We start from the raw sequence: 13,670 nt of genomic DNA, 5'->3' as shown, positions 1-13,670 counted from the left end.
TGGCACCTCTTTCTGGAATGTATCGGCCATAAATATTCCTTGCCTTTATGAGTGGTTATTAATTTAACAACAGACTTGCGTTTGTCGTAACAGGATAAAAATCGCGATATTACTGCAAATTAAAGAGATAAGTCTTTATTAGCAATAATGATTCTATACCGGTTACCGACATTCCTTAACACGAGTATAAAGTCCATTTCTGGACATAAACGGTGAGGGTTGCTGTGATAATTCCTATAAACCAGGCGCACCCGGAACACATTGTTGAATAGCGTGTAAATATAATACGAGCGATGGCGACAAATCAATGCCCGCTATAAAGATTCATCAGTAAAATAGAAAGATTGCACAAATACAAATAAACTTATGTACATTTCGTTTACAGAAAGCCGATCGATGCCAAAAAAAATGGTATCTGGCGGCTTCTGGCGCTTTAAAACATACGATTCGCTAATAACTCTTTAATAATCCATTATCCTGAGTTAATGCAAAAAAAACGCCAGTTATAAGAAAACAAGGAATATTCCTGGTGACTTACGCAATAAACAGAGAAGTAGCCGTGCAAGAATACTAAACCAAGTAAATTAATTCAAAGCAATATTTTAACGTTACTAATAATTAAATATTATTCTATACCACAACCTATTTCAACGCACGGTTTCGCTTATGGCATTTAAATTTACCGCCGGAAACCGCCGCCGATGGGCAGCCACAAAAAAATATGCGCCCGTCCTCCTCGCCGCCCCGCAGGATCGAGCCTTGCTCATGGGTGCAGATCGCAGCCTGAATCATTTCGGTGGACATCTTTAACGGGCGACCCTGCTGGCTTTCTCCCGCTGCGGGCCAGCACGCCGCGCCGCTACCGTTTTAATGACGCTGTTCGCGGCTCCTCGCCTGCACGATACCCGGGCTGACGCTGTAACCGGCGGTTTTCCTTCATGTTATCCATTGCCGGACGGGTGGCCACCTTACCCGCGCGGCTTATAAATTCCGTCCAGGCTGGCGGCGCATTTTATATCATCCCCGTGAATATCGAACGGTTTAAATCGGCGCTGGCCGGCCTTTTTTACCCCGGAGCCATGCCCTCCTTTACCTGCATGTGCGTTGGCTTCTGGTTACTCGTCTCATCCATGAGACTCGCCCTGACGGGCCAGCGCTACGGCTGTTCAAAACGCGCCGCGTTTTGACATGCAACTCGAGTTATTTAGGGTATATACCCTCTTCAGGGTGGGACGATCGCCGCAGGCGCGCGTCCTGCTTTTCTTTATTATGCGAGCGGAGCGCTTAAATACCGCACCTGAATTATGAATTAATTCGTTTTCATTCATGAAAATAATGCGTTTATCTTTATGCCCCGCAATATTTAACAAAAAATTTACTAATAGCTTTTGATATATAAATTAGCACTTTTTCTTATTTGGACCGGAGAACAAGTTATGGGAGCGTAAAAGGACAACTCAGCAAACAGGGATTTTGATCGCTATGGCAACGTCATTTTTCAGGGTTAAAAAAACGCTTCTCGCCCTCGGCATCCTGCTCGCGGCTGGCCACGCCCAGGCCGACCAGTTGGCGGACATAAAAGCCGCCGGAGTGGTGAAAATTGCCACCTTCGACGCCAACCCGCCGTTCGGCTCCGTCGATCCGCAGTCCCATAAGATCGTAGGCTACGACGTCGATTTTGCTGAAGCGCTGGCCAAGTCGCTCGGCGTTAAGCTGGAGCTGATCGCGACGAATCCGGCAAACCGTATTCCCCTGCTGCAGTCGGGCAAAGCGGATCTGATCGTGGCGGATATCACCATCACCCCCGAGCGGGCGCAGGTTATCGATTTTTCCCTTCCCTATTTCGTCACCGGCCAGCAGTTCCTGGTGCCGGCAGCATCGCCGGATAAGCTGGACGCCTACAGCCGCGCGCGCATCGGTGCCGTAAAAGGCACCACCGGTGAGCAGGCCCTGCACCAGCGTTTCCCCCACGCCCGCGTGCTGGCCTATGACGATATTCCGCTGGCGCTGACCGCGCTGCGCAACGGCAACGTGCAGGCGATCACCCAGGATTCGACGATCCTTGCCGGCCTGCTCGGCGGCGCGCCGGATAAAGCCAGCTTTAAGATCCTGCCGGACCTGCTGAGTAAAGAGGAAATTGGCGTCGGAGTGAAAAAAGGTGAACCGGCACTGCTGAAAGCGGTGAACGATGAGTTGCTGAGGCTGGAATCCAGCGGACAGGCGGCGCAGATTTATGACGTCTGGTTCGGGCCGCAGACCAAAAACCCTCAGCCCAGGGGCTTTAACATTGAGGCGAAGTAACATGCTGTCCGCTCTGTTTACCCGCTCTGCCGCACCGGCTGCGGATTTCTCCCGGCTGGGGCAGGCCCGGGTCGAGCTGCGCGGGGTCGTCAAGCAGTACGGCGACCAGCGGGTGCTGAACGGCGTCAGCCTGACGGTCGAGCCGGGCGAAGTCGTCACCATTCTCGGCCCGTCGGGGTCGGGAAAATCGACGCTGATCCGCCTTATTAACCGCCTGGAATCCCTGAGCGGCGGGGAAATTTTCATTGACGACAGGCCCGTCGGCCAGCTGCAGGGGGCATCGCTGCGCCAGCTGCGCAGCCGCATCGGCTTTGTCTTTCAGCAGTTTAATCTCTATGCGCATCTGACTGCCCGTCAGAATATCACCCTGGCGCTGGAGCATGTTCACGGCAGGCAAAAGGCGCAGGCGCATCAGCGGGCGCAGGCGCTGCTTGAGCAGGTCGGGCTGGCGGATAAAGCAGAGGCATTGCCGTCTCAGCTCTCCGGCGGTCAGCAGCAGCGCGTCGCTATTGCCCGCGCACTGGCCTCCTCGCCGCAGATTATCCTGTTTGACGAGCCTACCTCGGCCCTCGATCCGGAGACCATCGGTGAAGTGCTGCAGGTGATGAAATCCCTTGCCCACAGCGGTATTACCATGATTGTCGTTACCCATGAGATGCATTTTGCGCGGGAAATCGCCGATCGGGTGGTGTTTATCGACGGCGGTGACATTCTGGAAACCGGCCGCCCTGAGGACTTTTTTACCCGCCCGCAGCATCCGCGAACCCAACGCTTTCTGCAAAAGGTGCTCGATCCGCTACGCCAGGAGTCAACCTTATAATGCATGTAATGGACTGGCAGGGCGTGTTCAGCGGGCCGCCTCTGCAATGGATCGTATCAGGCTTTCTTACCACCCTCTGGGTTTCTGCGGCGGGCATTGCGCTGGCGACGCTGCTGGCGGTTTTACTGCTTGCCCTGCGGCTTTCCGGCAGTGCGGTTGGTCAACGGCTGGTGGCAGCCTGGGTCTCGCTGTTCCGCAATACCCCACTCCTCGTTCAGCTGATGTTCTGGTACTTCGCCGCGTGGAATTTCCTGCCCCGCAGCGCGGTTGATTTTGTCAACGCTGAGCACGCCTGGTCCATCCTGCCCGGCGACGTCTGGTGGCTGACGCCGGAGTTTATCTGTTCGACCTGGGGGCTGGGCGTCTTCACCTCGGCGTTTCTGGTTGAAGAGATTGTCGCTGGCCTGCAGGCCGTCTCCGCCGGACAGCGGGAAGCCGCGCTTTCCCAGGGTTTTTCCGCCTGGACCACCTTCCGGCATATTCTGCTACCGCAGGGCCTGGCAAATGCCTGGCAGCCGGTCGTCGGCCAGTATCTGAACCTGATGAAGCTCTCGTCGCTGGCCAGCGGCATCGGCTTTGCCGAGCTGACCTACCAGGTCAGGCAGATCGAAAGCTATAACGCCCACGCGCTGGAGGCTTTTGCGGTGGGAACCGCGCTCTATCTGGTGGCCGGGATCGCGCTTGGTATGCTCCTGACCCGCCTCGGCCCTTCGCCGCAGCGGACGAGAAACGCAGCTCCCGGACGTCGGAGGAGCGTGGCATGATCGCTAACCTCTCGGTCATTATCGACAACCTCGACTATCTGCTCTGGGGGCGGGCCGCTGACGGTCAGCCGGGCGGCGTGCTGTTAACGCTGATGATGGCGCTGGGCTCCGCCGCTCTGGCGCTGCCCGGCGGCGTTCTGCTGGCCTCCCTTGCCTGGCGGTTTCCCGGCATTATTCGCAGGGGGCTGTTCGTATGGGCGGAGTTTATCCGCGGCATCCCGCTGATCTTCGTGATTTTCTGGATGTGGTATCTGCTGCCGATGCTCACCGGCAGCGATCTGCCGGGAGCGGTTACCGTCACCCTGGCGCTCGCGTGGTTTACCGCCGCCTCGGTGATGCATTCGGTTTATGCCGGACTGAACGCCCTCCCCGCCGGGCAATATGACGCGGCGATGGCGCAGGGGTTTCGGCCGCTTCAGGCCCTGGGGCGCGTTTTATTGCCGCAAACCCTGCGCAACGTGCTGCCCTCGCTGATCGGCATCGGCATCGGTTTACTGAAGGACACCTCGCTGGCGTTTATTGTCAACGTTCCGGAACTGACCACCGTCGCCGGGCAGGTGAATAGCCGGGTGCAGATCTATCCGGCCGCTATCTTTATCTTTACCGGGCTGGTCTATTATCTGCTGTGCTTTGCCCTTGAGAAGTTCGCCCACCGGCGGTTTGCCACGGCGCGCGCGTTAAGCCCGGGCCGCCCCCTGGGGGGCTAAGCAGAAAGGCGATTAACCATTACCGGCGGGTGGCCTTAACACGCCATCCGCCGGACGACGTTATTGTCCCCTGCGCTGTTGTTGCATCAGCGAATTAAGCGGCGGGGGAAAGCTTTGCGCTCCTCTTCAGCCCGCCAGCGCCTTGATTACCGTTTTCATCGCCTGCTTTTCCAGATCGCTGCGGTGAATACGCGGATTGGCCAGCGCAGTACGCAGCACTCCCGCAATCACAATATGCTTCGGCTCCTGTCCCAGATCGCGCATTTCCAGCACCACTTTACCTACCACCCGGCACATTTCGCGGTACAGCTCTTCATCTTTCGTCGGTTTGGCCATAATTACTCACCTCTGACAGCACGGTCCGGTAGCATACCCCATTCCGTCTGGCATAACAAAAGTGCAACATAATCGCCTGATGGAGCGGCGCGCCTCCGGTTTTCTGCTGGCTGTCGACAGAATGGTACGTTTTATTCCCCCGTCTGAGTATCGACCGGTCGCGCCGGATTCTTCCGCTGTGCGACCTCGCTGCGGGCGGGCCGGCAAGGCACATTAACCGTTTAATAACAAATCGTTGTGAATCTGCCCGAATAACTTTTGAAACCCTGTTTTCATTTTCCTTTTGCAACGTTTTCAGCGTATAATGCGCGGCAATTGTCTCTTGAATGGTTTCAGCACATTGCCCTGTACAACTCAACGACTACAAAAACACCCTTCCCGTTGGGCTGAAACGCAAGCACACTTTCCTCTGCACGCTCTTGTGATGTCACCTATCCTTAGAGCGAGGCAATATCACTTTCGCACTACCGGTTTCGCTTCCCGGCCTGGCGTCCAGGAAGCCGGCTCTCCCTATCCTTCTCAACTTAAAGATTAAAGACGGTCATGAAAAAGACAAAAATTGTTTGCACCATCGGTCCGAAAACCGAATCAGAAGAGATGTTAAGCAAAATGCTGGACGCAGGTATGAACGTGATGCGTCTGAACTTCTCTCACGGTGATTATGCCGAGCACGGTCAGCGCATCCAGAACCTGCGCAACGTCATGAATAAAACCGGCAAGAAGGCGGCCATCCTGCTTGACACGAAAGGGCCGGAAATCCGCACCATTAAGCTGGAAGGCGGTAACGACGTCTCGCTGAAGGCGGGCCAGACCTTCACTTTCACCACCGACAAATCCGTCATCGGCAACAGCGACATCGTCGCCGTCACCTACGAAGGCTTTACCTCCGATCTGACCGTCGGCAATACCGTTCTGGTGGACGATGGCCTGATCGGCATGGAAGTTACCACCATCGAAGGCAATAAGGTTATTTGCAAGGTGCTGAATAATGGCGACCTGGGTGAAAACAAAGGCGTTAACCTGCCGGGCGTCTCCATCGCGCTGCCCGCGCTGGCTGAAAAAGATAAGCAGGACCTGATCTTTGGCTGCGAACAGGGCGTCGACTTTGTTGCCGCCTCCTTTATCCGTAAGCGCTCCGACGTGGAAGAGATCCGCGCACATCTGCAGGCCCACGGCGGCGAGAACATTCAGATCATCTCCAAGATTGAAAACCAGGAAGGTCTGAACAACTTTGATGAAATCCTTGAAGCCTCCGACGGCATCATGGTCGCCCGTGGCGATATGGGCGTGGAGATCCCGGTTGAAGAGGTGATCTTCGCCCAGAAGATGATCATCGAAAAGTGCATCCGCGCGCGTAAAGTGGTTATCACCGCAACCCAGATGCTGGACTCAATGATTAAAAATCCGCGTCCGACCCGCGCGGAAGCAGGCGACGTGGCCAACGCTATCCTCGACGGCACCGACGCCGTTATGCTCTCCGGAGAATCCGCCAAAGGCAAATACCCGCTGGAAGCCGTTTCGATTATGGCGACCATCTGCGAACGTACCGACCGCGTCATGACCAGCCGCCTGGAGTTCAACAACGACAGCCGCAAGCTGCGCATCACCGAGGCCGTTTGCCGCGGGGCGGTGGAAACGGCGGAAAAACTGGAAGCGCCGCTGATCGTGGTTGCCACCCAGGGGGGTAAATCCGCGCGCGCCGTGCGTAAATATTTCCCGGATGCCACCATCCTCGCCCTGACCACCAATGCCGTTACCGCGCGTCAGCTGGTGCTGAGCAAAGGCGTCGTGGCGCAGCAGGTGAGTGAAATCAACTCCACCGATGATTTCTACCGCATGGGTAAAGAGGTCGCCCTGCAGAGCGGCCTCGCGCAGAAAGGCGACATCGTGGTAATGGTCTCCGGCGCGCTGGTGCCGAGCGGCACAACTAACACCGCTTCTGTGCACGTCCTGTAATAATTTCCAGGTGAATATAATGGTTTATAAAAGCGCCCTCGCGGCGCTTTTTTTATTTAATCAATAGTCGCTATTAATAAAAAAGCAAATCGGATTTTACTATCTAATTTGCTCTGCAGATGAGACTAATCTGATGGAAGACTGCTGTTTTCACACGCTTTTTAGGGTTTATGTTGCAATTCGATGCTTCTTTGAGCGAACGATCAAAATTAAACGTGTTAACGTCAAAAAAATATTCTCAACTTAAAAAAGTTTGTGTAATACTTGTAACGCTACATGGAGATTAACTCAATCTAGAGGGTATTTATAATGAATCGTACTAAACTGGTACTGGGCGCGGTAATCCTGGGTTCTACTCTGCTGGCTGGTTGCTCCAGCAACGCTAAAATCGATCAGCTGTCCTCTGACGTTCAGACTCTGAACGCTAAAGTTGACCAGCTGAGCAACGACGTGAACGCAATGCGTTCCGACGTTCAGGCTGCTAAAGACGACGCAGCTCGCGCTAACCAGCGTCTGGACAACCAGGCTACTAAATACCGCAAGTAATTAGTATTCCGGTAATAAAAATGGCGCACAGTGTGCGCCATTTTTTTATCTTTTATTGCCCTTCCGCCGTGCTTACGATCCCTCCGGGGTGGCCACGCCGCTACCGCTGGCAACCGGCTGTCGCCCCGCCGAAACGCTGACCGGATAGCCCGCCCGACGGTACAAGGCCTGCTCCACCCGCGCGCGATCCACCCCCTGGCTCTCCTTAAACTGCGTAAAGCCCGCCGGTAGCGTATACGGCATGGTCTGCACGTTTTGCGTCTCTTCCGCCGAGAGCGGCCTGTGCACCTCAACGTAGCGGGTGCCGTCCGGCTCCACGCTGTATTTCACCGGCTCGTTAATAATCTTCACCGGGGTGCCCGTTCTGACCTGCGCAAACAGCGCTTTGATGTCCGGCGCATTCATCCGGATACAGCCGGAGCTGACGCGCAGCCCGACGCTGTCCGGGGCGCTGGTGCCGTGGATAAGGTATTCCCCATTGCCGTACGCCAGGCGCAGCGCAAAGCGTCCCAGCGGGTTGTTTGGCCCGGCGGGGACGACCGCCGGCAGGGTGACGCCCCGCGCCAGCGAGCGCTGACGAATGCCCGCCGTCGGCGTCCAGGTCGGATTGGGGATTTTCTGCCCGATCCGGGTCTCCATCACCGGCGTTTCCAGCCCCTCCTGACCGATACCGATCGGATAGACCTGAACGCTGTTTTCGCCCGGCGGATAGTAGTACAGGCGCAGCTCCGCCAGGTTGACAATAATGCCTTCGCGCGGGGCATCGGGCAGCAAAAGCTGGGTCGGAATAATAATCCTCGTGCCGGGCTTCGGCACCGGGGCAATGGTGTTGTTGGCCTCCAGAATCAGCATCGCGGCGGTGTCAAAGCGCCGGGCGATGGCCTGCAGGTTTTTATCCCCCTCCTGGACGGTCCAGGCTTGATTTTGACCGACAAGACGGCTGCCCGCGGGCGGTAGCGGATAGTCCACCGCCTGTGCCGCAGGCGCGGCGCTGAAGGTGCCGATAAGCATAAGAGCGATCAAAGACGCGCGTTTCATGGCTAAACTCCTGTATCCGCTGGCGACAGGCCAGAAAGCTGAATTCCAGTAAGGTTGCATAAGTTTAGCTAACGGCGGCAGCTTTAGCGCGGATGGCGCGAATCATCGCCTCCAGCCCCTGCGAACGGGAGGGGGTCAGATAGCGCGTCAGGGCCATTTTTTCAAACCACGGCCGCACGTCGAATTTGGTAATATCGCCGGCGGTCATCCGGTCGTAGAGAATAAACACCACCGCCACCAGCCCTTTAACGATGGCGGCATCGCTGTCGCCCCGCAGCGTGATAACGCCGTCCGGCTGCGGGTGCATCACGATCCACACCTGGCTCTGACAGCCTTCGATACGGTTTTCCCGGGTGCGCTCCTCCTCGTTCAGAGGCTCCAGGCGCTGTCCCAGCTCAATAATGTACAGATACGTCTCTTCCCGGCTGGCGCAGCGCTGAAAATTACGCAGCAGCTTCTCTTTATCCGGTAGCGTGGCCATACTTCCCTCTCCTTATCCCAGTAAGCGATGTATACGCTGCAGGCCGTCCACCAGTCGATCGACCTCCTCATGGGTGTTATACAGCGCCAGCGAGGCCCGACACATCGCCGGGACGTTGTAATACGCCATCAGCGGCATCGCGCAGTGGTGGCCGGTGCGGACGGCGATGCCGTAGCCGTCGAGAAAGCTGCCGACGTCGTAGGCATGATGTTTGCCGAGGTTAAAGGCGATAACCCCAAGGCGCTCCGTCGGACCGTAGAGGGTCAGATCCGGCACCTCCGCCAGACGCCGTAGCGCATAGCGCATCAGCGTCTGTTCATAAGCGCCAATCTTCTCCAGCCCCAGCGCCGACACATACTCAATCGCCGCGCCAAGCCCGATAATACCGCCGGTATTCGGCGTTCCGGCCTCAAAGCGCCAGGGCGATTTCGCCCAGCGGGTGCCCTCGCGCAGGCTAACGGAGGCGATCATCGCGCCGCCGCCCTGCCAGGGCGGCATCTCCTCCAGCAGCGCCTCTTTCGCGTACAGCACGCCGATGCCTCCCGGTCCATACAGCTTATGTCCGGAGAAGGCGTAAAAATCGCACTCCAGCGCCTGCACGTCCACCCGACGATGCATCACCGCCTGAGCGCCGTCCACCAGCACCTTCGCGCCGTGCCGGTGCGCCAGGGCGCACAGCTCCGCCAGCGGATTTTCCGTGCCCAGCACGTTGGAGACCTGGGTGATGGCCAGCAGCCGGGTTTTATCGTCAAACAGGCCCGCCAGCGCCTCGCGCCGCAGGGTGCCGTCCGGATTCAGCGGGATCGCCCGCAGCTCCGCCCCCACCCGCGCGCAGAGCATCTGCCAGGGTACGATGTTCGCATGGTGCTCCATTTCGCTGATGACGATGTTGTCACCGGCCCGCACGTTGCTCGTTCCCCAGCTGTTGGCCACCAGGTTAATCCCCTCGGTGGTGCCGCGAACGAACACCAGCTCTTCGGCGGAGCGGGCGTTAATAAACTGCGCCGCCAGCCTGCGGACGTTCTCCATTTTTTCGGTGGCCCGGGCGCTCAGGGTATGCACGCCGCGATGCACCGCCGCATAGTCGTGGCGGTAGAACGCCGCCTCGGCGTCAATGACCTGCGCCGGCTTCTGAGCGCTGGCCGCGCTGTCCAGATAGACCAGCGGCTGGCCGTTCACCTCCTGCGCCAGGATGGGAAAGTCGGCGCGCACCTGCGCAACGGAAAAGGTCATGCTGCACCTCCCGGCAGACGCTGACCGATCCGCGCCAGCACCTGCTGTTTAAGAAGGTCATCGTCGAGCGCCTCCGTCAGCCCGGCGGCGAAGGCGTAGAGGATCATCTGCTGCGCCGCCCGCTCACCGATACCGCGCGAGCGCAGATAGAACATCTGCTCCTCGTCGATGCGCCCGGTGGTCGCCCCGTGGCTGCACTTCACATCGTCGGCATAGATCTCCAGCTGCGGTTTGGTGTCCACTTCCGCCAGTCTGCCCAGCAGCAGGTTGTTATTGGTCATCTGTCCATCGGTTTTCACGGCGTGAGGGGCGACGCCGATCAGCCCGTTAAACACCGCCCGCCCCCTGTCGCTGACGATGGTTTTATGCAGCTGTCGGCTGTTGCAGTAGCCTTTGGCGTGCTCCAGCCAGGTACGGCTGTCGCACACCTCTTTTTTCACCGGCATCGCCAGGCTGTTGAGACGCAGGGTGCCGTTCTCCCCGTTCAGCCGGGCGCTGGTGTTGTGGCGCAGCACCGCAGCGCCCAGCAAAAAGCTGTGGCTTTGCGCGCTGGCGTCCTCCGCCAGCACGATATCGTTATGGGCGAAGTGGTGGCTGAACGCATTTTCAAACGCCAGCTTGATATGGCGCAGATGGGCGTTCGCCGCCACGTCGGCGGTCAGCCGCGCGCCGGTAAAGTGCGGCGCTTCGCTGAGGCTGACGAAATGCTCAATCACCGTCGCCTCCGCCCCCTCCGCCAGCGTCAGGTGGTGGCGATAGTGGGCGGTGTTCAGCTCATCCTCCGCCCCGCCTCCCTGGGTAATGTGCAGCAGCAGCAGCGGCCGGGCGGGACGCTGGTTACGCCCTACGGCAATGCGCGTGGCGGCCGGTGCCAGGCTTTCCGTCAGGTGCAAAAACACCTCCGGCTGCAGCGCTTCCGGCAGCGGCTGCTCCTCCGCGAACGACACCGTAAAACCGCTGCCGTCAGGGTCGTCGCTTAGCGTCGGGCTAAACTGCCCGTCGACAAACACCAGCCGCACGGCGTCGAGCGTCAGGGCCAGGGCGTCGCGCCGGGCGGCGTCGATCCCGGCGCGGCGGCTGATGAAGCGGCTGCGGGTTAAGCCTTCCAGCGGCGTATACTTCCAGTTTTCATGCCTGCGCGTCGGCAGCCCCAGGCGCAGCGCCTGCTGCAGGTGTTGCCGGGCCTGCGGCGAGCGCCCGCCGCCCTGGGCGTCGAACAGGCGATGCCATTGCTCCAGCGCGCTATTGTCGTTCGGTAAGCCAGCCATACCCCTGCTCCTCCAGCTGTTTAACCAGCGTGAAATCGCCGGACTTCACGATTTGCCCCTGGTACAGAACGTGAACGTAGTCGGGTTTGATGTAGTCCAGGATGCGCTGATAGTGGGTAACGATAATGAACGAGCGGCTGCCGTCGCGCAGGGTATTAACTCCTTCAGCGACAATTTTCAGCGCGTCGATATCCAGCCCGGAGTCGCTCTCATCGAGGATGCACAGCGCCGGCTCCAGCACCGCCATTTGCAGGATGTCGTTGCGCTTTTTCTCGCCGCCGGAGAAGCCGACGTTGACCGAACGGGTCAGTAAGTCTTCCGGCATCTTCAGCAGCCGGATCTTCTCTTCCATCAGGTCCTGGAAGTCGAAGCGATCCAGCGCCGGCAGGCCGCGCGAGGCGCGCACGGCGTTGAGCGCCGTCTGCAGGAAAAACTGATTGCTGACGCCCGGGATCTCCACCGGGTACTGAAACGCCATAAAGATCCCTTCGCCCGCCCGCTCCTCCGGCGACAGCGCCAGCAGATCCTTCCCCTTAAAGGTGACTGAACCGCCGGTGACCGCATACGCTTCGCGGCCCGCGAGGGTGGCGGAAAGGGTGCTTTTCCCGGAGCCGTTCGGCCCCATAATGGCGTGCACCTCGCCGGGGCGCACCGTCAGGTTCAGCCCGCGCAGAATTGTTTTATCTTCCACGCTGACCTGTAAATCGTGAATACTTAACATGGTGTTTCCTTATCCGACGCTGTGTTCAAGGCTAATCGCCAGCAGCTTTTGCGCCTCGACGGCAAACTCCAGCGGCAGCTCAGAGAAAACGTCTTTGCAGAAGCCGTTGACGATCATCGAGATAGCGTCCTCTTCGCTGATGCCGCGCTGCAGGCAGTAGAACAGCTGATCTTCCCCGATGCGCGAGGTGGTGGCCTCGTGCTCCAACTGGGCGCTGTTGTTGCGGCACTCCACGTAGGGGAAGGTGTGCGCCCCGCACTCGCTGCCGATCAGCATCGAGTCGCACTGGGTAAAGTTGCGCGCGTTGGTCGCCGTCGGCATGATCTTTACCAGCCCGCGGTAGCTGTTCTGGCTGCGCCCGGCAGAGATCCCCTTCGAGATAATCGTTGAGCGGGTGTTCTTGCCAATGTGGATCATCCTGGTGCCGGTGTCCGCCTGCTGATGCCCGCTGGTTAACGCCACCGAATAGAACTCACCAATGGAGTTATCGCCGCGCAGAATGCAGCTCGGGTATTTCCAGGTGATGGCCGAGCCGGTCTCCGACTGGGTCCAGGACATTTTGCTGTTTTCGCCTTCACAGAGGGCGCGCTTGGTGACAAAGTTCAGGATCCCGCCGGTGTTGTCGTCGCCGGGAAACCAGTTCTGCACGGTGGAGTATTTCACCTCCGCATCCTTATGGATAATCACCTCCACCACCGCCGCGTGCAGCTGGTAGCTGTCGCGCACCGGTGCCGAACAGCCCTCAATATAACTGACATAGCTGCCCTCGTCGGCCACCAGAATGGTGCGCTCAAACTGCCCGGTTTTTTCCGCGTTAATGCGAAAATAGGTGGAAAGCTCCATCGGGCAGCGCACCCCTTTCGGCACGTAGATAAAGGTGCCGTCGGAGGCCACCGCGGCGTTCAGGGCGGCGAAGAAGTTGTCGTTGCCCGGCACTACGCTGCCGAGATACCTTTTCACCAGCTCAGGATGATTATGGATCGCCTCGCCGAAAGAGCAGAAGATAATGCCCTGCTCCGCCAGTTTTGCGCGATAGGTGGTGGCGACCGATACGGAGTCAAAGATGGCGTCCACCGCCACCGCTTTACCTTCGTGCACCGGCACGCCGAGCTGGTCGAAAGCCGCCTCGACCTCCCGACTCAGGAAAGCGCTTTCTCCGGTCTGCTGCACCGCGCCGGGGGCTGAGGCGCAGGTATCGTCGCAATGGCCACACGATGGCGCGGAGTAATAGCTGTAGTCCTGATAGTTCAGCTTATCGTAATGGGCCTTCAGCCAGTGGGGCTCCTCCATCTCCGTCCAGGCGCGCCAGGCGTTGAGGCGAAACTCGAGCATCCACTCCGGCTCGTTGCGCTTCGCGGAGATGGCGCGCACCACCTCCTCGCTGATGCCTTTCGCCAGCTCGTCGGTTTGCAGCCGGGTAAAGAACCCCTCTTTATAGTTCAGCGGGCCGCCGGTCCAGCGGTTGACATCGTCAGTTGCTTCAGTATTACGAGACATAG

General features: G+C 58.4%; 14 protein-coding genes. 7 read left to right on the top strand and 7 right to left on the bottom strand.

Going from position 1 to position 13,670, the window contains the following annotated elements; all coding sequences use genetic code 11:
* The first annotated feature begins 1,482 nt into the window (after positions 1-1,482).
* Genes GJV78_RS11835 through GJV78_RS11820 form a run of 4 tightly spaced genes read left to right on the top strand, consistent with a single transcriptional unit; the run spans position 1,483 to position 4,592 of the window.
* A complete protein-coding gene (locus GJV78_RS11835) occupies positions 1,483-2,301 on the top strand; it encodes an ABC transporter substrate-binding protein (protein ID WP_155108541.1) in 819 nt (272 codons plus the stop codon).
* Position 2,302: 1 nt separating this feature from the next.
* Positions 2,303-3,121, top strand: coding sequence for an amino acid ABC transporter ATP-binding protein (locus tag GJV78_RS11830; RefSeq protein ID WP_155108540.1), 819 nt, complete (start codon positions 2,303-2,305; stop codon positions 3,119-3,121).
* Complete coding sequence (locus GJV78_RS11825; protein ID WP_155108539.1) at positions 3,121-3,885, top strand: amino acid ABC transporter permease; 765 nt, start codon at positions 3,121-3,123, stop codon at positions 3,883-3,885. Before GJV78_RS11830 ends, GJV78_RS11825 begins: the two co-directional genes overlap by 1 nt.
* Positions 3,882-4,592, top strand: coding sequence for an amino acid ABC transporter permease (locus GJV78_RS11820; RefSeq protein WP_155108538.1), 711 nt, complete (start codon positions 3,882-3,884; stop codon positions 4,590-4,592). The genes GJV78_RS11825 and GJV78_RS11820 overlap by 4 nt, the downstream gene beginning before the upstream one ends.
* Positions 4,593-4,718: 126 nt before the next feature.
* Here GJV78_RS11820 and fumD read toward each other — a convergent pair whose 3' ends face one another.
* The gene (gene fumD, locus GJV78_RS11815) at positions 4,719-4,928 is read right to left on the bottom strand and encodes a fumarate hydratase FumD (RefSeq protein WP_155108537.1); all 210 of its coding nucleotides are present in this window, start codon (positions 4,926-4,928) and stop codon (positions 4,719-4,721) included.
* 304 nt (positions 4,929-5,232) lie between these two features.
* Between fumD and ynhH the strand changes: the two genes are divergently transcribed.
* The 3 genes from ynhH to lpp all read left to right on the top strand — a co-directional run bounded on the left by ynhH (position 5,233) and on the right by lpp (position 7,430).
* Positions 5,233-5,463 carry a protein YnhH gene (ynhH, locus tag GJV78_RS24275; RefSeq protein ID WP_456237476.1) on the top strand — a complete coding sequence of 77 codons (231 nt, stop codon included), beginning with the start codon at positions 5,233-5,235 and terminating at the stop codon, positions 5,461-5,463.
* Positions 5,464-5,471: 8 nt separating this feature from the next.
* A complete protein-coding gene (gene pykF, locus GJV78_RS11810; RefSeq protein WP_155108536.1) occupies positions 5,472-6,884 on the top strand; it encodes a pyruvate kinase PykF in 1,413 nt (470 codons plus the stop codon).
* 309 nt (positions 6,885-7,193) lie between these two features.
* Entirely contained in the window at positions 7,194-7,430 is a 237-nt protein-coding gene (gene lpp, locus GJV78_RS11805; protein WP_001082307.1) for a murein lipoprotein Lpp, read from the top strand.
* Between the two features lie 72 nt (positions 7,431-7,502).
* Here the strand turns inward: lpp and ldtE are convergent, their stop codons facing one another.
* From ldtE to sufB, 6 genes are all read right to left on the bottom strand, one after another.
* Positions 7,503-8,468 (bottom strand): L,D-transpeptidase LdtE, encoded by a 966-nt coding sequence (gene ldtE / locus GJV78_RS11800; RefSeq protein WP_155108535.1) that lies wholly within the window; start codon positions 8,466-8,468, stop codon positions 7,503-7,505.
* Between the two features lie 64 nt (positions 8,469-8,532).
* Positions 8,533-8,949 carry a cysteine desulfuration protein SufE gene (gene sufE, locus GJV78_RS11795; protein ID WP_155108534.1) on the bottom strand — a complete coding sequence of 139 codons (417 nt, stop codon included), beginning with the start codon at positions 8,947-8,949 and terminating at the stop codon, positions 8,533-8,535.
* Between the two features lie 12 nt (positions 8,950-8,961).
* Positions 8,962-10,182 (bottom strand): cysteine desulfurase SufS, encoded by a 1,221-nt coding sequence (gene sufS / locus GJV78_RS11790; RefSeq protein ID WP_155108533.1) that lies wholly within the window; start codon positions 10,180-10,182, stop codon positions 8,962-8,964.
* Complete coding sequence (sufD, locus tag GJV78_RS11785) at positions 10,179-11,450, bottom strand: Fe-S cluster assembly protein SufD (RefSeq protein WP_155108532.1); 1,272 nt, start codon at positions 11,448-11,450, stop codon at positions 10,179-10,181. Before sufD ends, sufS begins: the two co-directional genes overlap by 4 nt.
* Positions 11,425-12,171, bottom strand: coding sequence for a Fe-S cluster assembly ATPase SufC (sufC, locus tag GJV78_RS11780; RefSeq protein WP_155108531.1), 747 nt, complete (start codon positions 12,169-12,171; stop codon positions 11,425-11,427). The genes sufD and sufC overlap by 26 nt, the downstream gene beginning before the upstream one ends.
* A gap of 9 nt (positions 12,172-12,180) precedes the next feature.
* Positions 12,181-13,668 carry a Fe-S cluster assembly protein SufB gene (gene sufB, locus GJV78_RS11775; protein WP_155108530.1) on the bottom strand — a complete coding sequence of 496 codons (1,488 nt, stop codon included), beginning with the start codon at positions 13,666-13,668 and terminating at the stop codon, positions 12,181-12,183.
* Positions 13,669-13,670 lie beyond the last annotated feature (2 nt).

Origin of the sequence: Intestinirhabdus alba (assembly GCF_009711095.1) — a bacterium.
Taxonomy (GTDB): Bacteria; Pseudomonadota; Gammaproteobacteria; order Enterobacterales; family Enterobacteriaceae; genus Intestinirhabdus; species Intestinirhabdus alba.
The sequence above is the reverse complement of the archived record's forward strand: the minus strand, read 5'-3'. Positions and strand labels throughout refer to the sequence as shown.